Genomic DNA, 20376 nt, shown 5'->3' with positions numbered 1-20376 from the left:
TCGTCACGACTCCAGACGGGGTTTTGCGGCTTCGACGAAGGCTGCGACACGGGCCGGCTCCACAGGATTCCACCAGACGCCACCCTCCTTCAGCGAAGAGGCGACGATGACGCCGTTGGTGCGCTTGAGGATCTCGACGATATTATCCTTGGTCACGCCCGAGCCGACGAGCAACGGTAGATGGGTTGCAGCACCGATTTCCTCGATCTCCTCCATCGTTGCACTGTTGCCCGTTCGCTGGCCGGTAGCGATCACCACATCCGCATCGAAGAAGGCCAAATCGCGGGTCAGTTCATCGATCGTCCGGTCGGCAGTGATGGCGTGTGCCCCATGCTTGACGTGGCTGTCGGCAAACACCTTGATATGTTCGGCACGCAGCAGCGAGCGATAGCGCATGGCCTCGGCTGCACGGCCCTCCATGAAGCCTTCATTGGCGACATAGGCGTTCGCCCACTGGTTGACGCGGATGAAGCGTGCGCCGCCGGCGGCCGCAATCGCGAAAGCGGGGATCGGCGCATTGGCAAGCACATTGATGCCGAGCGGCACGCCGACAGCACGAGCGATGCGGTCTGTTACAACAGACATGAAGGCCGCAGTTTCGTGGCCGATATCCTCGGGCTTGGAGAAGGGGATGTCGCCGTGATTTTCGACGATCAATCCATGAATGCCGCCTTTGACAAGCGCCTCGGCATCGCGCATGCAGGTGTCGTAGATGGAATCCATTGCCGCGTTGCGGTAGCGTGGAGCACCCGGGAAGGGCGGGCAATGGATCATGCCGATCAGCGCCTTGTCAGTGCCGAATATTTCCCGTATGGCGCTTGTGGCCTTATCCGATATCTGCTGCATTTTTCTTTCCCTTCTGAAAGCCCGCCATGCGTGCCTATGTCATCGGTAACGTCGCCATCGACGAAACCATTTCTGTAATGTCCATGCCCGAAGCGGGTGCCTCGATCCTCGGTCGGGAAGAAACCCGCGACCTCGGGGGCAAGGGCGCCAACCAGGCCGTCGTAATGGGCCGCACCGGCCTTCCCACGACGCTTGTCACAGCCGTCGGCGAGGATTTTCGCGCCCAGACGATCCGCGACCAGCTTGCTGGTGAAGCGCTGGACGCCCGATTGTTGGGCAGCCCTCACCGCTCCAGCGACTTCTCCATCATCTTCACGACGCCCGATGGCGAAAACGCCATCGTCACGACGACGGACTCGGCAGAGGCACTGACCCTGTCCGAGGCGCTTGCGCCGCTCGACGATGCGGTCGGCGGCGACCTCGTCGTCCTGCAGGGCAACCTCAGCGAAGACGTGACCCGCGGCATTCTTGCCGAGGCCAGACGCCGCGGCCTGACGACCGCCTTCAATCCATCGCCGCTCAGGCCCTATTTCGCCGAGCTCTGGCCGCTCATCGACATCGCCTTTCTCAACCGGGGCGAGGCCGAAAGCCTGACCGGATCATCCGGCGAGGCCGCAATCCACCGCCTCGCCGAAGCCGGGGTGGCACAGACCGTGCTGACCCTCGGCGGCGATGGGGCAATCCTTGCCAGCGGAAATCAGGTGCTGGCAACCATTCCTGCCCGTGCCACAGAGGTCGTCGACACGACCGGCGCCGGCGACACATTCATGGCCGTCGCCCTCGCCTCTGCCGCACTCAGATCGACCACGCTCGACACCAAAGCCATTCATCATGCGACTGCGGCGGCGGCCATTACCGTCAGTCGCCGGGGGACGCGTTCGGCCTTCCCGACCAAGGCGGAACTCGCCGGCATCCTCGCCGGCGAATGACGCCTACTTCGCCTCTGTCAGCCAGCCGAGGATATTCTTCCAGAGACGCCCATAGCCTTCCCACTCGCAGAAGGCAGGCGAAAGCCAGTGCGGCCCAATATCCGAAGTCCAGGCGGCGGTTCTGCCTTTACCGAAGCGTCCGGTCACCAGGAGCGGATGGCCGCCTTCCGTATCCGGCAGGCGAGCAATGACTTCGACATCGTCGCGCTCGCGCACTTCTACCTCGTTGACGCCCAGAAGCAGAGGCCATTCACCTGACAGGCCGGCAACCGTGGCGTGATCGGACGTGACGAGGACAGGCGTCGTTCCCTCCGGAATTTCCACTCGGTCGTCATAGGGCAGACACGTGACCGGCAGGACATCCTCGACCGGCGTACGGCGCCAGCGCGCCTTGCCGTCGATGCCCTGGAACGAGAAATAGCCGCCGACCATCAGCAGACCGCCGCCCTTTTCAACCCAAGCCTTGAGCAGCTTCAATCGGTTCGGAACCGTCTTCGAATGCAGCCAGACCGCCGGGGGAAGCAACAGGGAATTAGCGCCTATATCGGAAAGAATGATCGCATCGAAGGCGTCGATCCCCGCCATATCGAAGGGGAATTTTTCGACCGCTTCATGGGCCGGCATGTAGGTGAGCTCGAATGCACTATCCTTGAGTGCCGCAACGAGCGGTTCGGCGCCGAGATGAAACGTGACGCTTCCGAACTGGTCGAAACCCTTGTAGTGCGTGGCGGAACTAACCCAGCTTTCGCCGACGAGAAGAACCTTCTTTGTCATGATGTTTCCATTTCTTTTATGTCACGGTCAGGCGCTGGCCTGAAAGACGGATTTCGGATTGGCGCGCATGAAGATATCGAGCGTCGCGTCATCGAGACCGTGACGCTTCAGGCGCGGCAGGAAGTGGCGCAGGATATAGGCATAGCCGTTGCCTCCGTAATGCTTGAGCATCATCTTCAGGAAGACGTCGTGGGAGAGCAGGAGGCGATCGGCATGCCCCATCTCGACGAGTTTGACGAGCGCGCGAGCCGCCTCCTCGTCGCTCGGGCATTGCACCTGCTGATCGGCGTAGAAGAAATCCATGCCGATCATGTCATATTCGAGAAACGCGCCGCGGACGGCAAGTTCGGACTGATAGGTGAGATCGTCATGTGACGGGTTCATGTGGCAGAGCACGGTATGCCTGAGATCACCGCCTTCGGAGGCGACGATATCGAGAACCTTGTGGCCCAGGCGGTACCAGCCGGGGAGATGGACCATCAAAGGCAGACCGGTGCGCACCTGCGCCTGGACAGCACCGCGCAGCGACTTTTCCTCCTCGGCGGTGAAATCGGACGACACGCCGATCTCGCCGATCAGGCCGATCTTCACGTCGGTACCATCGGCGCCGACGGTGGCTTCGGAGACGATCTCGTCCGCGATCTGGGAAGCAGACATGCCGGCAACCTTGGCCGGATGCGAGGAACCAAGATAGAAGCCGGCACCCATGACGATGTTCAGTCCCGTCGCCCTGGAAATCCGACGCAAGGCAAGAGGATCCCGGCCGATGCCCTGGCACGTGGGTTCGACGACCGTTCGACCGCCAAGACCGGCGAAGTCCTGGAGTTCCGTCACGGCAAGCTGCTCATCGTTGAGGGTGATGTTGTGCTTGTTGACGAAAGGATCCTGCCTGAGTTCGCCGAGGATCTCCATGCAGACGAAACCTTCGGCAAGATATTGCCGCTCAGGTGTCTTCGGCGCGTGCCACCAGCAGCGGCAATCGTTGAGGATATGCTCGTGCATCAGCGTGACGCCGATCTCCGATACGGGAATCGGCCCCGAGACCGTCATCACCTTCCCGGATCGCACGTGACCCGGTGAAAGCTCATCCGTTGCCATCAGCTTTTCCTCCTGCCGGCCAGGCGGAAGTTTGCGGTGAAGATGCGAGTGTTCAGCCAGATGGCAACCAGAATGATGGCGCCGGTGACGATCTGGGTGAAGAAGGGCGAGATATGCATGAGGATCAGGCCGTTGCCGATGACGGCGATGGTCATCGTGCCGAGCACCGTGCCGATCATCGTGCCGCGCCCGCCCATCAGGGAGGTGCCGCCGAGCACGACCGCGGCGATGACCTGCAGTTCGAAGCCGACAGCGGCGTTCGACGAGCCGGAGCCGAGACGGGCCGCGATCAAGAGACCGGCGAGCGCCGAGGCAACGCCCGATACGAGGTAAACCGAGGCAACGATCCATTTGGCCGGCATGCCGACGCGGCGCGCTGCCTCCATGTTCGATCCCACCGCGATGATCTGCCGGCCATATTTGGTGACCGCCATGATGACGTAGCCGACGATTGCAACCAGGATCGCAATCAGTGCCGGAACGGGAAAGCCCGCCAGCTCGCCGCGCCCCAGGTAGAAGAAGCCGGGCTCGTTATTGATCGGAATGGAATAGCCCTGCGTCAGGTAGAGGGCCACGCCACGCAGGATGGAAAGCCCGGCAAGGGTGACGATGAAGGCTGGAATGTTCTGGTAGGCGATGAACCAGCCCTGCAGCAGACCAACGATGCCGCCGAAAGCGAGCATGCCGATCGAGACGACCGGCCAGGGTATGCCTGTCGCAAGAGTAATGGCAGCGACGGCGTTGATCAGGGCCAGCATCGAACCGACGGACAGATCGATCCCGCCGGTCACGATGACAAGGGTCATGGCGATGGCGACGACGAGGATGGGCGCCGCCTGGCGCACGATGTTCAGGATGTTGCCCGTCGTCATGAAGGTGGTGGTCGTCAGTGAAAAGAAGACGAGGCATGCCAGAAAGAAGAAAGCGATCGACAGGACCTGGGCGTTCTCCCCCAGAAAGTCCGCCATCGGTGAGCCCTTGGCGCGTTCGGTGTAGACGGTCAATGTCTTTCTCCCCCGACGATGAGCTTGACGAGATCCTCGAGATTGGTCTTGCCGATATCCCGCTCGGCAACCTTGGTGCCTTCGTACATGACGGCAATCCTGTCGCAAACACGGAACAGATCCTGCAGGCGATGGGTAATGAGGACGACGGATACACCCTTCGCCTTGACCCGGTTGATCAGCGAGAGCACGGCTTCGACTTCGGCAACAGCAAGGGCCGATGTCGGTTCATCCATGATCAGAACCTTGGGCTGGAAGGAAGCGGCACGGGCGATTGCGATCGCCTGGCGCTGGCCACCAGACAGCTTCTCGACCTTGGCGGAGAGACGCGGAATGCGGATTTCCAGCGCATCCAGCATCTTGCGCGCCTCGCTCATCATCTTCTGACGATCGAGGAACGGACCCCTGGTGAGTTCGCGCCCAAGAAAGAGATTGCCAACGACATCGATATGGTCGCAGAGGCTCAAATCCTGGAAGACCATTTCGATATGGCGGCCGCGGGCGTCCGCAGGTCCGGAGAGATGAACCTCCTCACCGTTCAGCGAAATCGTCCCCTCATCCGGCAGATAGGTTCCGGAGATGATCTTGGTAAGTGTTGACTTGCCGGCTGCGTTGTCACCGACAAGGCCAAGGCACTCACCGGGAAAGAGGTCAAGATCGACGCCACGCAGCGCCTGATGCGAGCCGAAAGTCTTGCGGATCCCGCGCAGTGAAACAGCAGGTGTCCGGGCGGACGAGCCAGAGGAATGCGGGGAGGCTTGCGCCTCCCCGGCCCCGGCATAAACAGGCCGGTTGTCCGTCATCATTTGAAGACGGCCCGGTACGGCTCGACATTTTCCTTCGTCACGATCGTGATCGGAACGGAGATGCTCTTTTCGACGCTCTGACCTGCGGTCAGCTTGGCAAGAGCCTCGACCGCGGCTTTGCCTTCACCGGCAGGATCCTGCTGGACGACGGCAACCACGTAGCCGTCGTCGAGACCCGAAATCGCCTGCGCGGTCAGATCCCATCCAAAGACCTTGATGCTGTCCTGCTTGCCCTGGCTCTGGACAGCGGCGATCGCGCCGAGGAGAGCCGGTTCACCGGTTGCATAGATCGCCGTCATGTCGGGATTGCCGGTAATCAGGTTTTCGGCAGCGGCAAGTGCGTTGTCCTGAATATTCTGGCCGTCGACGACGCCAGCCGCCTCAATGCCGTCGCTCTTGACAGCATCCTCAAAGCCCTTCTGGCGAACGTTCTGAATATAGGAGTTCAGGGCGCCGACCACGCCGAACTTGGCTTTGCCGCCCATGTTCTTCTTCACGTAGTCGAGGAAATACGCGCCCATGTCGGCGCCGGCTTTGCCGTTGTCGACACCGATCTGCGATTTCTGCGGGCCGTCGGGCAGGATCGCGTCAATGGCGACAACCGGAATGCCGGCATCCGAGGCCTGCTTGACGGCGGGCATGATGCCGTTGACGTCGATTGCGACGACGATCAGGCCATCGACCTTCTGCTGAATGTAGTTTTCGATGGCGCTGTTTTGCGCGGCCGCTTCATTGTTGGCGTTGAAGATGACGAGCTTGTCGCCAGCAGCATCCGCCGCCTTCTGTGCGCCTTCATTGATCTGGTTGAAGAAAAGGGCCTGCTGGTTGATCTGCACCAGCGCATAGGTCTTGCCTGCAGCCTGAGCAAGTGAGGCTCCAAGCGTTGCACTGGCCAGCGCGGTGAAGGCAAGAGCGGCGGTAAACGCCCGACGTCTGATCTGTTTCATGTTCTCATCCTCTGGTTTTGTTCTCGTTGCTTATTATGGGTCGACGGCGGCGCAACGGAGTTCCGCACGACGATTTCGACTGGCACGAGTTCCTCGGTGGCGAGCGATTTGCTCTCCTGCCAGTTTGTTTCGAGAAGAAGAGATAGCGCACGCCGGCCGATGGCGCGCACCGGCTGTCGGATAGCGGTCACTGGCGGCGCAAAGAGGTGCAGCGGACTGACATCGTCGAAGCCGATGATCGACAGGTCGTCGGGGATCGATATTCCTTTCTCCCTCAGGACTTCGATCATGCCGATCGCGATTTCGTCGGAACTCGCAAAGATTGCGGTCGCCGGCATGCCTTCTTCCAGGAAGCGGCGCGCCATGTCCCGCCCGCAGGCGATCGTATATTCGCCGCTGTAGCGCCTAATCGAGGTATCGTCGCCGAAACGCTCCTGCAGGCCCTTGCGCAATCCGTTGAAGCGCCGCTGCGTGCTGATCATCGCATCGGGGCCGCCGACATAGAGCACGTCGCGATGACCGAACTCCGCCAGATGGCGTCCTGCGAGATGGCCGCCCTGGAAGTTGTCACAGAAAAGCTTCGGGACACTGGCAAGCGGAACGTCTTCGTCGACGACGATGACCTTGCCTGTTCGATTGATGAGAGCTGCGAGATCCCCGTTGTCGGGATGGTTGGTGACGAAAACCAAGCCGTCGACGTGATTGTGCTCGAGCAGCCGGAGATAGGCGACTTCGCGGCCGGTCCGGTTGAGAGTGGCATAGAGCGAAACGGCAAGCCCCCGGTCGTTCGCCTCCTCTTCGACCGCCGCCACCATGGTCGCGAAGAATGGGTTGGCGATATCGGGCACAACCAGCCCGATCGTGTCGGAACGACCGCGGCTCAGCCGCCGCGCATGGGGGTTCGGCTGGTATTTGAGGGAAGTGATAGCATTTTCGATACGCTGCTTGGTAAGCGCAGGCAAATCCAGCGAACCGTTCAGCATCCGCGAGACGGTCGTCACCGACACGCCGGCAGCTTTCGCGACATCCTTCAATCCTGGGGTACGTCCATGCGCCATCAGCTTTGTAAACCGCTTTAGTAAAACGCTTTACTTACACTCCATGACAAGGGATTGCCTGTCAAGAGGCGTTGTCAGCTGCGGACGATAGGATTTGGGAGGCCAACTAAGCCGCCTCGTGGAAATGCGCCGCTTCGGTTTCGACTGCGCGCCTCGGCAGCCGTTCGACGAGCCATGAATTCGTGGGCAGGCGAAGGGCTCTTTAAATCAGTTGGTTAGCTTCTGGAGGAATAGGGCGATCTCTTCTTTCTCGAAGTCGCAGACCATTGCGCGCTGCGAAGCCGCCAGCAACGGTCGCGACCGCGCAAAAAATGCGTATCACACAGACGTCGAAGCTGATCAGCCCTTCGTCGGAATTTCCAGACGCACGACGTTTGCCGATTGGATCACCGAGGTCCTCGCCTTCTCGAGGCAGGCCGCCAGATCCTCGACCTTGAAGGGTTTCGGGACGACCGGACGTCCGACTTCCGTACCGGCCTCCAGCCTGTCGCTGTAGCCGGTCATCAGCACGACGGGCAGAGACGCATCTCTGCGGCGGATCTCCTCGGCAAGCTCGATGCCCGACATGCCCGGCATCATGATATCGCTGACGATCGCCTCGATTTCAGGATGACGGTCCAGGATCTCGATCGCCTCGGGGCCACCTGCAGCTATGAAGATCGTCGGCACGATGCCGTCGAGCGCCAGTCGCACGGATTCCAGCGATGCCGGTGTGTCGTCGACGACCATGATCGTACGGGGAAGGCTCACCGAAGGAGCTGTATCCGCACGCGCCGCCCGCGGCTCGTTTGATCGCGGCAGAAGCAAGGTAAAGGCGCTGCCATGGCCGGCCAAACTTGCGACCTTGACTGCACCGCCGCTGCCGGTGGCGAAACTGTGGACCTGCGTCAGACCAAGGCCCGAGCCACCATTCTTCTTGGTAGAAAAGAACGGCTCGAACACCCGTGCCAGATTTTCCGGGGCGACACCTGTCCCGGTGTCGGAAATCGTCAGCGCGACGAACGGCCCCTTCAGCCCGGAATCCTCCGTGGCGGCGTCGAGCACATTGCGGGCTGAAATGGTTACCTTTCCGCCTGCCGTCATGGCTTCGCGCGCATTCGTCAGGATGTTGATCAGGGCAATTTCAAGCCCCGCAGGATCGACGTGAACCGGCCAGGTATCTTCCGGAACCCTGATCTCCATCAGGATCGCGTCGTTGACGGCTTGGCGCAGCAGCGGAGACAATTCGGCAAGCCTGACGTCCAGCTCGACCTGGGAGGCGCCCTGGTTTGAGCGTCTTGAAAACGACAGCAGCCTTTGCGTGATCGCCTTTCCCCGAGCGACTCCATCGCTCATATGCGCCAGAAGCTGCGTCACACGCTGTTCGTCATTTCGTCGCCTCTTGATGCCCTCCACCCCGGACTGGAAAACCATCAGGAGATTGTTGAAATCGTGGGCCGCCTGCCCCGTCAGCTTTCCAAGCGCATCCATCCGCTGCCAATTGGCCATGCTCTCCCATTCCCGGTTTCTGGCGCGCACCTCCCTATAGAAGAGGAATACAGCCGAGCCGGACAGCAGGAGCGTGAAACAACTCGCCGTCACAAGTAGCATGGTGGCCCTGCGCGCCAGCCGCTCATAGTCGGAGACCGGCAGGCCAACCCTTACCCGCCAGGGCGTGTCGGCGAGCGCGACTTCGGCGACCCGAAGCTCCATCCCGTCCTTGAGCGTGGCCGCGCCAATGTCCTGGCCGGAAAAGGTTGCGAATTCGCTGGCCGGATTACCGGCAAGCGCGGGAGCGCCGGTCGATGCCACCAGACGGTCCCGTCCATCGACGATCCAGGCCGACCAGGATCCTGGAAGTCCATTGGCATAAAGCAGTTTGGTCACGATCGTTGGACGGATAACCACCGACAGGACGGCTCTCAAACGATCGCTTCTCTGGATCGGGGCGCGCAACGCAAAGGCCGCCTGGCCTTTCGGCCCGATGGCGATATTGCCGACCAGGGCCGCACCTGTGCGAACCAGGTCGTCGTGGCTTTCCATGTCCACAACGTGCGTATCAGCCGACGGATCGAGCGGTGGAAACGACAGAACCACCTCACCCTTCTCGTTCGAAATCCGGATCTGTTCCCATTCGGGCACCCGATCGCGCAGACGCCGCGCAGTCTCGGCAAAGGCGGCACGGGGAATCGGTGGGTCGAGGCGGGGAGAGTCGGCGACGATCGAGAGCAACTGGATCTGGCTCTTGAGTTCACGTTGAAGAGTGGCGGCCAGCGTAGCTGCCCGGCCGCGAATGTCATCGTCGAGAGCGGCTTGCTGCTCCTTGATGAAGAACCTTCCCATCAGCGCCGCCAGTATGATGACCGGAATGAGCGACGCCGTAATGAGAAGGAGCGCTGGCCGGGTTTTGTTCAACAGACACTCCGGATATGTTCTTCGAGCCCCATCAAATAATCCAGGGCACGAAACTTGCAATGCCAAGCTGCGAAAAGACTGAGCTTTCCCCCTAAAGATAAGCGGTGACAGCAGAGCCGGTATCGCAACTCGGCTTTCGAATGGGTGTGCTTCGACCCGTCAGACCGTGTCGGCAGCCGGCCTTCGATGCGAACCGCGCACGTCATTTGCCTACGTCTTCCAGATCGCCAGGACAACCGCACACGTTGTCCGCCGTTTCAAATGTCCGGCACTCGGCCTCCCCCACGCCGCCCACATCATCGTGCGGCAATCGACAACAGGGCGGTGAAGACGGTACCTTGCGCCCGCTCGGTCCCGTAGGTCCCATCCATCTGGCCGACGAAGGATTTGATCAACCTGCTTCCCATGCCGGTTTCCGTTGCAACCGGCTCATATCCGACGCCGTCGTCCGCCACTTCAAGCAGGACCTTGCCGTCGGGGCGCTGAAGCAGCCTGATGCGGATATGTCCGTCGGCCCGGCCGACAAAGGCATATTTCATGCTGTTTGTCAGAAGTTCGTTCAGCAGCAATGCAAATGGTGTGGCCTTGTCCGCATCGATCCTGATGTCGTCGATCTCGAAGGTCAGCTTGATTTCGCGATCATGCAGCCCGACCAGCGTGCGAACCAGGTTTGGGACGAACTGCCGTGCAGTGACGCTACTGAACTGATCGAAGCCGTACATTTGTTCGTGCACCGCCGACATGGCGACGATCCGCTCGTTCACCCTCCGGACGGTTTCAGGCCGCAAGCCCTGCAGCCGGATGAGCGCCATCACGGTCTGGAGATTATTTTTCACCCGATGATGAATTTCCCGCATCAGCACCTGATTGGTTCGAAGCGCCTCGGCAAGTTCGGCGGTGTGGCGCGCGTCCGCATGCGCCAGCCTCAGGATCTTCAATCCGCCGATCACGGCCGCGCAAAGGGCCAGAAGAACGATCAGCGCGGCAATCGAAACATCGGTCCAGAAAGGCTTGAGGATTGCCGCGGTGTCGGCCGATGCGATGGCGACGAAGGGTGTGCGCTCGACGATGCGGTATGCCACCAACCTTTCGACCTGGTCGACGGGTGAGACAGACACATAAGAGCCCGACGTTGCCTTACGCATATAGTCGGTAAACAGGACGTAGTTGCCGAGATCGACAGCTTCTTTCGGCTCGGGATATCTGGCGATCAGCTTTCCATCGCGCCTCAGGAAGCTCACCGTCGAGTTTGGCCCGAGCGACGCAGCGTCCCAGATCGATCGCAACATCCCGACATCAAACGCCAGGATCGCGACGGCTTCGAACTTGTCGTTCCGCTCGATGCGCGCAGCCGAGAGGAAGACGTGGCGATCTGTGTTGCGCATGACCGTCATCGCCGACGTATGGTCCTCTGCGCCATTGGCCAAGCGACGGAAAAAGGTCTGGTCGACGATGTCGGCCGGGCTGCTTTCCCGGTCGGTCGAATAAAGTAAGGTCCCGTCCGCGGCGACCACATAGGCGGTTGCAGTGGTCGGCAATTCGGCCGTCGCGGCGTTGAACCTTCGAATGCGCTCCCCGCCTGATAAGGCCTCCGCCGTTCCGAAGGCATCATCCATGCGGTGAAGGGTCTGGCGCGCCAGGGAGTTGATCCAGATCGCGTTGGCTGCAACGATCTTGGCCGTGGCTGTGACCTGATCTTCCCCACGCGTAACGGCGGAGATGTAGCTCGAATGCAGCCAGAAGCCCAAGACAAGCGAGAGCGCAAGGAACATTGACACGATGGCGGCTATCGCAGCCCTGCCGACAATCGTGAAGCCTTTGGTGAGGCCCATCGAATCCCCATGGATTTAACAGGGAGCACTGTCGGATAGCAGGCTATCAGAGTCAAGGATAGGTTGCAGCCGTCCCGCTCCTCCCATTAGCCGCAACCCGATTTAGTGGACCAACACACGCTTTGCGAGCTTGGTGGCCGACGGCTCCGGCTCAGGGTCAGCGTGGAAGGCAAGCGATCGGACGAGTCCGGAAGGCTCGATTGTGAAGCGGCTGACATTGCTGCCTCTCGACGAGAATTATGGTATTCTCAAAATTACGGTTATCCTTGGCTGGGAGGCAGTTGATGGTCGCGCGAAGGGACATGACAAGCGACGAATGGAAGTGGCTTGTGCGGCTCTGCCAGCACGAAGCGGATAGCATTCCCAAGGCGATCGAAGCGAGGTTAACCGAGCTCGGACTATCCGGGCCGAATGGTCTTTCGAACGAAGCGAGAGACCTGGTTCAACATGAATTGTTGAATGAGCGGCGAAATCGGCTGCAGGGCCTTCATTGAGTTATTGATCGACCACAAAGGTGGTACGCGCTCTCTTGCGCGAGGTCCAATCCGCAAGGCAGGACCTTTCTGCGAGCCGACAGGTGCGACAGTGCTTGCGGCAGCATGCGATCTGTTCGCGACAGACAAGATCGGACTGAACGATACAGTCGTCCGCATCGTCACGTACCCAGTCGCAGCCCCACAATAGGAACTATCGCCTCGACCCATCGTTACCTCCGCACAAAAGCGAGGTAACGTCATGAAGAAAATCATAGGACTATCGGCGGCGATCTTTGGATTGATCTCCACTTGCGCCTTTGCGCAGGCACCAGCCGAACCATCGCCGCCTCCACCCGCATCGCCAGAATCCAGTAGGGAAAATCCACCACCTCCGCCGAATTCTTCACGCAAAAACGAAGACCGAGCGGACGCTGATTGGCGGTCGCAGCCGAGGGAACGCGGCGCCCGGTTCCACATCGAGAACGGCCAGACCAGGATCGACCTCAGGTGCGCCGACGGGGACTCCACGAAGGACTGCGCCGACGCAGTTCTGCAGGTGCTGGAGCATTTGCAAACGTCCAATTCCGGCAACAACGATCGACGCGGCGATGACCGACGTGATCGCTGGGAGCGCGACTAGCAGCTAAAGCTGTCCCTCAGGTGAACGGCGTTTTCAGCCTCGGTTCACCAGGACAGGCGCTAAATCCCTCCGACAATCGGAGAAAAGAAGATGCGAAAACTTCTAGTCACTATAGCCCTTCTCGCAGCCGGAATAACGGCTGGAGCCGCAAATGCCGCGCCTGTCGGCAGCATGACGGCGCCAGCAGCCTCGAACATCATAACCGTCGATTTTGCATGTGGCCGCGGTTATCACCTGAGCCCGCGCGGCTTTTGCCGACCCAATCCGCCGCGACGCTACTACGGTTGGGATCGCAGCTACGGTTGGGATCGTCCCCATCGCGGCTGGCGCGAATACAGGCGCTACGAGCGCTGGGATCGCGATCGCGACTGGCGGTGAGCACTCCTTTCGCCGGCCGGAATCTCGATCACCTGCTATAGTTCATGCCGGTGATCGACCGCCGCCGTCATGGCTGGACTACCCGGAGCACCACGAAATTGATCGGGCATGACTATTTGCCCGTATCCCCCGATTGTTTCGTAGCTGCCCGCAACACGCCTTTCTGCAAATCCGCCTCGTCAGCAAGAATGGCCGCCGCCTCGTTCAGCAAGACGTCTTTTGCTTTCTTGCGTGCATTTTCAATGGCAATATCGGCACTCAGGCTGCGCTCGTTTGACTCCAGGCCATCATCTCCACCAGGATCTTCGCCATCGCCTAACTCGGCTCGAGACTTCCGTCGATTTTCTCGAGCGGTCGCTTCCTTGCGACGTTCGGCTTCATTGAGAGAGATAATCCCCTTCTCGCGCTGCGCCTTGAGGTCGGCAATATCCTTTACGAGACCTTGGAAGTCCGGATCGCTCGCAACCCGCCCGTCATGGCGGCTTTGCAATGTCGGCAGCAACTTCGTAACCGTGTCGGCGGGCGTGTAGTTCGCGGGCTTGATCTGCGCCCACGGCAGGGCATTGTCATAACTGGTCTCGCCGAAGCTCGTCGGATCTGAAAGTCCAGGCAAACTGATATCAGGCGTCACACCGCGCAACTGCGTCGTACCGCCGTTGACCCGGAAAAACTGGGCAATCGTCACTTTCAGTTCCCCGAATTCGGGTTTGCTGTTGCGAACCATCTGGTCAAGGTCGACGACGGTCTGAACCGTCCCCTTCCCGAAACTGGGTTCGCCGACGATCACGCCTCGACCGTAATCTTGGATTGCCGCAGCAAAAATCTCTGAAGCCGATGCCGACCCGCGATTGATCAGGACACCCATCGGGCCTGTCCAGACAGGTGCTGCAAACTCAGCGCTTCTGACCTCGACCTTACCATCGCTGCCGCGTTGCTGAACGACCGGGCCATTGCCGATGAACAGACCGGTCAGATCAATCGCCTCGTCCAATGAACCGCCGCCATTGTTGCGCACGTCAATGAGAACGCTATCGACCTTTTCTTGCTTCAGTTCATCGAGAAGCTTGGCGACATCGCGGCTTGCACTTTTATAGTCCTTGTCGCCTTTGTGCCGAGCCTCAAAATCCTCGTAGAATGTTGGCAGAGTAATCACCCCGATTTTGCGCGTGACGTCGCCCACGTTCACGGACAGCACGGTCTTTCTGGCGGCCTGCTTATCGAGACTGATTTTATCGCGCACAAGGCTGACAACGCGGTGTGCGCCATCTGCGCCGGCATCCGCCGGCAGGATGTCCAAGCGCACGACGGAGCCCTTTTTCCCGCGTATCAATTGCACGACTTCATCAAGGCGCGTGCCTACCACTTCTTTTATCGCACCATCCTTGCCTTGACCGACGCCGGTAATGCGGTCTCCGACCGAGAGCTTGCCGGACAACTGGGCCGGACCGCCAGGCACGAGCTCGCGGATCGTCGTGTAGTCGTCGCGCTCCTGCAGTACCGCACCGATACCAAACAGTGAAAGCTTCATCGAGATATTGAAGTCGGCCGAAGCGTTCGCGCCAAAATAGTCCGTGTGCGGATCGATCGACGTCGCATAGGCATCCATGAACAACTGGAAAACGTCGTCGCTTTTATACTGGTAGGCGCGCTCAAGAGCGTTTGCGTAGCGTTTGTCGAGCGTTTCGCGAATAGCCGCGTCGGTTTTGCCGGCGAGTTTCAACGGCAACCAATCGCTTTTGACGCGCTTGCGCCAAAGCTCATTGCTCTCGGCTTCCGACTGCGGCCAGGGCTCTTTGTCGCGCAGTACGGAATAATTTTCCTGCACACTGAAATCGAAGTCCTGCTTAAGCAAATTGCGCGCGTAGTTCATGCGATCGACAATACGCTGTTCATACGCGTTGAAGATCGCAAACGGGATCTTCAAATCCTTCTGTTCGATGGCGTCGTCGATCTCGCTGCGGTCAGACATGAACCTGTCGATGTCGGCTTGCAGGAAGAGCACATGGTCCGGATCCAGTGACTTGATAAACTGATCCATAATTCTGGCCGACAAGGCATCGTCGAGTGCAATGGGCCTGTAACTGTATCGCGTGAGAAGTTGTGCACTCAACTGCGCGGCTTGCGCCTGTTGCTTTAGCGGCGCCAAAACAGGAGGTGATGCGACTTCAGCATAGGCGGACTGCGCGACTGCAAGAAATGCAGCAAGAAAAAGGTATGGTATGCGCATTCAGCTTCGATCCAATTCTTAGTGCCTGTTGTCGATGTGCGATCTAGGCGGGTAATTATGGTTTTTTGGCAACCAAATGGTAAACGGCATGGTTTGCAAAGCCGCGAAAAACCATCCGGCACGATCAGTCGGGAGGCAGTGAAGCCCATCGGGGCTTCAACATAGCACCACGCAAAGCGCGCGGGAAAGCGGGAATTCGCGTCACACGAGGTCGTGACAAGGGCAGCCGCAGGAGCTTCAGGATAGCGGTCCGCAGGGAAGCGGGGCCAACTGCCCTAGGACTTCGCGTTCCGCCTTCGGGCCGCGCTCGCCACAAGTCGCGATCCTCACACCTGCCAACCAGCCAGCACTGCCTCACCTTCTTCAGTTCACCCCGGGTTCGGCAAGTGACCGCCTACCGACGCATGTCGTAGTGATATATTGATGCATTAGCGCTTTAGAACCTCTTTGCGTAGCATGACGTGCCCCCGTCAAATTGGGCCATTCAGACCTGGGATTTTCCACTTATGATCCCCGTTCGGAAGAAGAGGAGAATTCGATGAAGGTGGTGACGGTGGTCGACGGTCCCGATGGCCGCACTATGCTGATCGTGACGCACGAGATGGCGTTTGCGCGCGACGTTTCCAATAAAGTTTCTTCACGAGGGTGTCATCGAAGAAGCCGGCGCGCCTGCCGAGCTTTTCACGCAGCCGAAATCCGAACGATTTCGGCAGTTTCTGTCAGGGCGAGGCGACGCCGTTTGACGTGCGCTTCAGATCCCGTTCGCAGCCTGATATTCAACGCTGACACGTCAATCCGACCACTTGTTTAGTGCTTGCAGGCAAGTGGCAGCAGGTTCATGCTTGTCTTCGCTTTTGAAGCCCGCCAGTAGCGGCTGATCAGCCGAACAAAGTGGGCTCGTCGTGAGACGCGTGCGATGGAATGCGCCGGCTGCGGTTTCGACATTCAAAGGGGTTTTGCTTTCTGTCCGCGATGCGGCGCAAAGCAGCCGCTCTTGTGTGCTGGCTGCGGCTACTCATGTCAGCCCGATTTCGCCTTCTGCCCCCGTTGCGGCGCGTCGCTTGCCAGCAAAATGCAGCCCGTCCTGAAGTCAAGTACCGAGGTGGCGGTACCGGAAAAATCAGACAGCGATGCCGATCGGCGGCCGGTGACCGTGCTCTTTGCCGATCTCTGCGGCTTCACCACTCTGAGCGAGCAGATCGACCCCGAAGTCATGCGGGCGCTGCAGAACGAATTGTTCGAAGAGATGACCCGGGCGGTTGAAACTTATGGAGGCTTCGTCGACAAGTTCGTCGGCGATGCGCTGCTGGCGTTGTTCGGCGCGCCTGTGGCGCATGAGGACGATCCGATCCGAGCGCTTAACGCGGCGCTCGACATGATCGATCGGGCCACCGAGGTCGGCACGCGCTGGCGTTCACGCGCCCGCGTACCGCTGCGGCTGCATATCGGCATCAATAGCGGACCTGTCGTCACCGGCGGTTTCGGTGCGGTTGGCGCAAAGTCCTATTCTGTCACCGGCGACACGGTGAATACGGCACAGCGCCTGCAGTCCATGGCCGGCGAAAACGACATCCTCGTCGGGCCGCTGACCTATCGCCTCACCCGTCATGCCTTTGCCTTCGATAGTCTCGGCGCACAGACACTGCGGGGCAAAAGTGGTAACGTCCATGTCCATCGACTGACAGGGCTCCTGGAAGCGCCGCATACCGCGCGGGGGCTTGAAAGTTTCGGCCTGCAAGCGCCGATGATCGGACGGGACGCGGAACTGTCGCGGTTGCTGACATGCCTCGATCTTGCCTGCGGCGGCACGGCACAGCTTGTTCGCTTGATCAGCGAAGCGGGCATCGGCAAATCACGCCTGGCGAATGAATTCGTGACAATCGCCGGCAATGCCGGCCGTTTCCCGGGCCTCGCCATTCGCAAAGCCACTTGCTCTCCCCTCGGCGAACAATCCTATGGTACGCTTGCCGCCGTGGTGCGGAGCGCCTACAGCGTCGGCGAGCGGGATGATCCCGACAGGACGCGGCAACTGCTGTCGACGGGGTTTCGCGCGTTGGATTTCACGCAGGAGGAAGTCGAGGGGCTTTTGCCGCTCTTCCTGCATGTCCTCGGCCTCGGTGACCCCGACGGCGCGTTGCGGCATATCGAGCCGGAGCAGTTGCGGCGGCAGATCTTCTATGCGGTCCGCACCGTCTTCGAGCGGCGGCTGGGACAGGGTCCGCTGCTGCTCGTTATCGAGGATCTGCATTGGGCGGACGCCGCCTCGCTGGAAGTGCTTCGCTTCATGATGGACCGGCTGGAGCGCAGCCGGCTGATGCTGCTTGCGATCTACCGGCCGACATCGCAGACCGACCCGCTGAATTCCGATCGTGTCAGCGTCACCGTGCAACGCCTTGGTCCGCTCATGGCAGCCGACGGGCAGAAGCTGCTTGCCGCGTTTTTCGGCGAGGCTCACGGAAAGCTGCCGATCTCGATGCGAAAGCGCATCCTTGAGCGGGCCAGTGGAAATCCGCTTTTCATCGAGGAAATCCTTCGGGGACTGATCGACATTGGCACGTTGCATCATGACGGTCAGCACTGGCATGTTGCGGCCGAAGACATGGATGTCGATATCCCGGTCAATCTGCAAGCGCTGCTGCTTGCCCGCGTCGATCGTCTGCCGCAGGAGATAAGGCGGTCGGCGCAAGAGGCGGCGGTGGTGGGACCGAAGTTCGATACCGCGCTCCTGCGCACCGTCGCCACCGATCCGGCCGGCATCGATGCTGCATTGGATTACCTCTGCGACGCCAATATCATCGAGGAACTGCGCGGCCCCGATGCCGCTGTATCGCCGGGCTATCGATTCAGCCAGACGCTGATGCATGACGTCATCTACCATAATCTCCTGCTGCAAAGACGCATGGAGCTTCATCGACGGATCGGCCAGTTTCTGGAACGCCAATATGGCGCCTCTCCCGACCGGCCCGAGCATCTGGCGCTGCTCGGCCACCACTTCAGCCTAACCACCGAAAGAGCCAAGGGAGCAGCCTATCTGATGGCGGCGGGCGATCTGGCGCGCAAGACCTACGCCAATGACGATGCGATGCGCCTTTACCGCCAGGCGCTTGCTGCCTTCGCAAACGAAGCGGAGGTGACGCCGGAGCAACCGGCACTCCTGGAGCGCCTTGCCGATCTCTGCGGCCCGGCCGGTCTGCGCGACGCTGCCTTGAACCATTACCAATGCGCGCTTGCGATCCATCGCTCCAAGGACGACCCTATCGCCGCAGCTAGGATACTGCGAAAGATCGGCCGCCTGCATCTCGATGCCGGGCGCCGCGATCAAGCGGAGACACATTGCGCCGAGGCTGAAGCACTGATCGCGGCGATCGATGCGCCGGTCGAACATGCGCATCTTCTACAGGAGCGCGGTCATCTGGCCTTCCGCATGGGGGATCAGGCCGCTGCCGCCGAGTGGGCCACGCAAGCCCTACAACGCCTGCAAACGCTACCGATCGACGGAACGACTGAGGCCGGACGGGAGGCAGCGCGCGCGATGGCGGAGGCGCTGAACACCAAGGGTGTCGCACTTGCGCGGCTCGGGCGGCGGCGCGATGCCGTGCAGGAAGTGGAACACAGTCTTTCCGTCGCCGAAAAGGCCGATCTACAAAGTGCCGCCTGTCGCGCCTATTCCAATCTCGGTGTCCTCTACACCATCGTCGATCCGGGCAACGCCATCAGGATCTGCCGGCGCGGACTAGAGGTGGCGACCCGTATCGGCGATCTCGGCTTCCAGGCGCGCCTTCTCGCCAATCTCGCAGTCTCCTGCTGCACTTTCACCGATCGCTGCGCCGCCGAAGGCGTGCCGGCGGCGGAAAAGGCCGTCGAAATCGACCGGGCGCTCGATCAGCGCGATCATCTCTCCGTGCCGCTGATTGTGCTCGCCCAGATTCATCAGTGCCATGGGCAGCCGAAGCTAGCTCGTAAGTATTACGAGGAAGCCCTTGAGGTTGCGAAGGAAATTGACGAGCCGCAATTGCTCTTTCCGTGCTATGATGGTCTGGCGACACTCAGCCTCGAGCATGACGACATAGACGAGGCGGAACGGTATTTCACGCTGGCACAGGATGTATGCATCCGCCACAACCTCGATCCAGCCACGCTCGTCGTATTGCCGTTCCTCGACTGACTGTCCCCGTTGCAACGACTGCAGGAGATCGATGAGGAGAATCGTATCCAACGCATAAAGGGAGGAATGAAAGATGCAGGAGAACCACGTAGCAAAACCATTGCAGCCAGGAGATCGCGCGCCGAACGTAGTGCTGGATGCGATCACCCGCCAGGGCAAGATCGCTATTGACGATTTTCGCGGCCAGAAGCCGGTGCTCGTCGGGTTGTTCCGCGGACTGCATTGCCCCTTCTGTCGCCGGCAGATCGCCGCTATGGCCGAACTCACCAATGCCCTACAGGAGAAAGGCATCGATAGCCTGACCGTCGTCAACACGCCGATCGATCGCGCCCGCCTCTATTTCCGCTACCACCCGCTTCCCAATCTGCTGGCGGCTTCCGATCCGGAACGGGTATCGCACAAGGCCTTCGGCCTGCCGAACCTTCAGTTCACGGAAAACGAGAACGACTGGCCGCACAAAGTCAGCATGAGCACTGTGTCCTCGATGCAGATCGACATGCCGGGCGAGCTTCCGGCGCCCATGGGCGTGATGGAGGCGGTGGAATATCTCGACAAGGCGGATGGCTATGAATTCACCGAGGACGACACGCAGATGATCGCCACCGGCCACGGCCAACTTGTCGGCGAATTTCTGCTCGATCGAGATGGCGTCGTGCGTTGGTGTTTCACCGAAGTCGAGGATGGTGGCCGCCATATGTTCGGCGGCCCCGCCCCGCGGGAGGTGATGTCGGCAGCTTCGAACATGGCAGTCTGAGACGAATTGCTGGTGCGACAAGCGACGACAAGATTATGTCGTCGCTTG

Annotated in this window: 14 protein-coding genes and 1 pseudogene; 5 read left to right on the top strand and 10 right to left on the bottom strand. The window is 60.2% G+C overall.

Annotated features, from left to right (window positions below):
• Positions 1-3: 3 nt before the first annotated feature.
• Complete coding sequence (locus AC1DTN_RS29310) at positions 4-846, bottom strand: BtpA/SgcQ family protein (RefSeq protein WP_113325543.1); 843 nt, start codon at positions 844-846, stop codon at positions 4-6.
• 26 nt (positions 847-872) lie between these two features.
• On the opposite strand from AC1DTN_RS29310, the gene AC1DTN_RS29305 reads away from it, so the two are divergent.
• Positions 873-1775: a PfkB family carbohydrate kinase gene (locus AC1DTN_RS29305; RefSeq protein ID WP_113325544.1), complete on the top strand. Its 903-nt coding sequence runs from the start codon at positions 873-875 to the stop codon at positions 1773-1775.
• 3 nt (positions 1776-1778) lie between these two features.
• Here the strand turns inward: AC1DTN_RS29305 and AC1DTN_RS29300 are convergent, their stop codons facing one another.
• The 8 genes from AC1DTN_RS29300 to AC1DTN_RS29265 form a co-directional block, all read right to left on the bottom strand.
• Complete coding sequence (locus AC1DTN_RS29300) at positions 1779-2549, bottom strand: glutamine amidotransferase (protein ID WP_442206631.1); 771 nt, start codon at positions 2547-2549, stop codon at positions 1779-1781.
• Positions 2550-2576: 27 nt separating this feature from the next.
• On the bottom strand, positions 2577-3647 hold the full coding sequence (locus tag AC1DTN_RS29295) for a phosphotriesterase family protein (protein ID WP_442206630.1): 1071 nt from the start codon (positions 3645-3647) through the stop codon (positions 2577-2579).
• Complete coding sequence (locus AC1DTN_RS29290) at positions 3647-4651, bottom strand: ABC transporter permease (protein ID WP_025668589.1); 1005 nt, start codon at positions 4649-4651, stop codon at positions 3647-3649. The genes AC1DTN_RS29295 and AC1DTN_RS29290 overlap by 1 nt, the downstream gene beginning before the upstream one ends.
• Complete coding sequence (locus AC1DTN_RS29285) at positions 4648-5457, bottom strand: ATP-binding cassette domain-containing protein (protein ID WP_025668588.1); 810 nt, start codon at positions 5455-5457, stop codon at positions 4648-4650. The genes AC1DTN_RS29290 and AC1DTN_RS29285 overlap by 4 nt, the downstream gene beginning before the upstream one ends.
• Positions 5454-6404 carry a substrate-binding domain-containing protein gene (locus AC1DTN_RS29280; protein ID WP_113325548.1) on the bottom strand — a complete coding sequence of 317 codons (951 nt, stop codon included), beginning with the start codon at positions 6402-6404 and terminating at the stop codon, positions 5454-5456. The genes AC1DTN_RS29285 and AC1DTN_RS29280 overlap by 4 nt, the downstream gene beginning before the upstream one ends.
• Positions 6401-7462 (bottom strand): LacI family DNA-binding transcriptional regulator, encoded by a 1062-nt coding sequence (locus tag AC1DTN_RS29275; RefSeq protein WP_113325549.1) that lies wholly within the window; start codon positions 7460-7462, stop codon positions 6401-6403. Before AC1DTN_RS29275 ends, AC1DTN_RS29280 begins: the two co-directional genes overlap by 4 nt.
• Before the next feature lie 339 nt (positions 7463-7801).
• Positions 7802-9856 carry an ATP-binding protein gene (locus AC1DTN_RS29270; protein WP_442206629.1) on the bottom strand — a complete coding sequence of 685 codons (2055 nt, stop codon included), beginning with the start codon at positions 9854-9856 and terminating at the stop codon, positions 7802-7804.
• 296 nt (positions 9857-10152) lie between these two features.
• Positions 10153-11688 carry a sensor histidine kinase gene (locus tag AC1DTN_RS29265; protein ID WP_113325551.1) on the bottom strand — a complete coding sequence of 512 codons (1536 nt, stop codon included), beginning with the start codon at positions 11686-11688 and terminating at the stop codon, positions 10153-10155.
• A gap of 1206 nt (positions 11689-12894) precedes the next feature.
• On the opposite strand from AC1DTN_RS29265, the gene AC1DTN_RS29260 reads away from it, so the two are divergent.
• On the top strand, positions 12895-13182 hold the full coding sequence (locus AC1DTN_RS29260) for a GCG_CRPN prefix-to-repeats domain-containing protein (protein ID WP_477923744.1): 288 nt from the start codon (positions 12895-12897) through the stop codon (positions 13180-13182).
• A gap of 112 nt (positions 13183-13294) precedes the next feature.
• Here the strand turns inward: AC1DTN_RS29260 and AC1DTN_RS29255 are convergent, their stop codons facing one another.
• Complete coding sequence (locus tag AC1DTN_RS29255; RefSeq protein WP_442206628.1) at positions 13295-15409, bottom strand: carboxy terminal-processing peptidase; 2115 nt, start codon at positions 15407-15409, stop codon at positions 13295-13297.
• 568 nt (positions 15410-15977) lie between these two features.
• Here AC1DTN_RS29255 and AC1DTN_RS29250 point away from each other — a divergent pair.
• The 3 genes and pseudogenes from AC1DTN_RS29250 to AC1DTN_RS29240 all read left to right on the top strand — a co-directional run.
• Positions 15978-16152: pseudogene (locus AC1DTN_RS29250) on the top strand (histidine/lysine/arginine/ornithine ABC transporter ATP-binding protein); the annotation flags it as partial.
• A 173-nt stretch (positions 16153-16325) separates the two neighbouring features.
• Positions 16326-19574, top strand: a complete 3249-nt coding sequence (locus AC1DTN_RS29245; RefSeq protein ID WP_477923742.1) for an adenylate/guanylate cyclase domain-containing protein — start codon at positions 16326-16328, stop codon at positions 19572-19574.
• 73 nt (positions 19575-19647) lie between these two features.
• Positions 19648-20328, top strand: a complete 681-nt coding sequence (locus tag AC1DTN_RS29240; protein WP_113325555.1) for a peroxiredoxin-like family protein — start codon at positions 19648-19650, stop codon at positions 20326-20328.
• The last annotated feature ends 48 nt before the right edge of the window (positions 20329-20376 follow it).

This window comes from Rhizobium sp. 01T444 (assembly GCF_056398305.1).
The sequence above is the reverse complement of the archived record's forward strand: the minus strand, read 5'-3'. Positions and strand labels throughout refer to the sequence as shown.

What these genes read in the sequence shown, in the direction of transcription:
- AC1DTN_RS29240 (WP_113325555.1), top strand. Translation starts at nt 19,648, where the DNA reads ATGCAGGAGAACCACGTAGCAAAACCATTGCAGCCAGGAGATCGCGCG.
- AC1DTN_RS29245 (WP_477923742.1), top strand. Translation starts at nt 16,326, where the DNA reads ATGGAATGCGCCGGCTGCGGTTTCGACATTCAAAGGGGTTTTGCTTTC.
- AC1DTN_RS29255 (WP_442206628.1), bottom strand. Translation starts at nt 15,409, where the DNA reads ATGCGCATACCATACCTTTTTCTTGCTGCATTTCTTGCAGTCGCGCAG.
- AC1DTN_RS29295 (WP_442206630.1), bottom strand. Translation starts at nt 3,647, where the DNA reads ATGGCAACGGATGAGCTTTCACCGGGTCACGTGCGATCCGGGAAGGTG.
- AC1DTN_RS29300 (WP_442206631.1), bottom strand. Translation starts at nt 2,549, where the DNA reads ATGACAAAGAAGGTTCTTCTCGTCGGCGAAAGCTGGGTTAGTTCCGCC.
- AC1DTN_RS29305 (WP_113325544.1), top strand. Translation starts at nt 873, where the DNA reads ATGCGTGCCTATGTCATCGGTAACGTCGCCATCGACGAAACCATTTCT.
- AC1DTN_RS29280 (WP_113325548.1), bottom strand. Translation starts at nt 6,404, where the DNA reads ATGAAACAGATCAGACGTCGGGCGTTTACCGCCGCTCTTGCCTTCACC.
- AC1DTN_RS29285 (WP_025668588.1), bottom strand. Translation starts at nt 5,457, where the DNA reads ATGATGACGGACAACCGGCCTGTTTATGCCGGGGCCGGGGAGGCGCAA.
- AC1DTN_RS29260 (WP_477923744.1), top strand. Translation starts at nt 12,895, where the DNA reads ATGCGAAAACTTCTAGTCACTATAGCCCTTCTCGCAGCCGGAATAACG.
- AC1DTN_RS29265 (WP_113325551.1), bottom strand. Translation starts at nt 11,688, where the DNA reads ATGGGCCTCACCAAAGGCTTCACGATTGTCGGCAGGGCTGCGATAGCC.
- AC1DTN_RS29310 (WP_113325543.1), bottom strand. Translation starts at nt 846, where the DNA reads ATGCAGCAGATATCGGATAAGGCCACAAGCGCCATACGGGAAATATTC.
- AC1DTN_RS29275 (WP_113325549.1), bottom strand. Translation starts at nt 7,462, where the DNA reads ATGGCGCATGGACGTACCCCAGGATTGAAGGATGTCGCGAAAGCTGCC.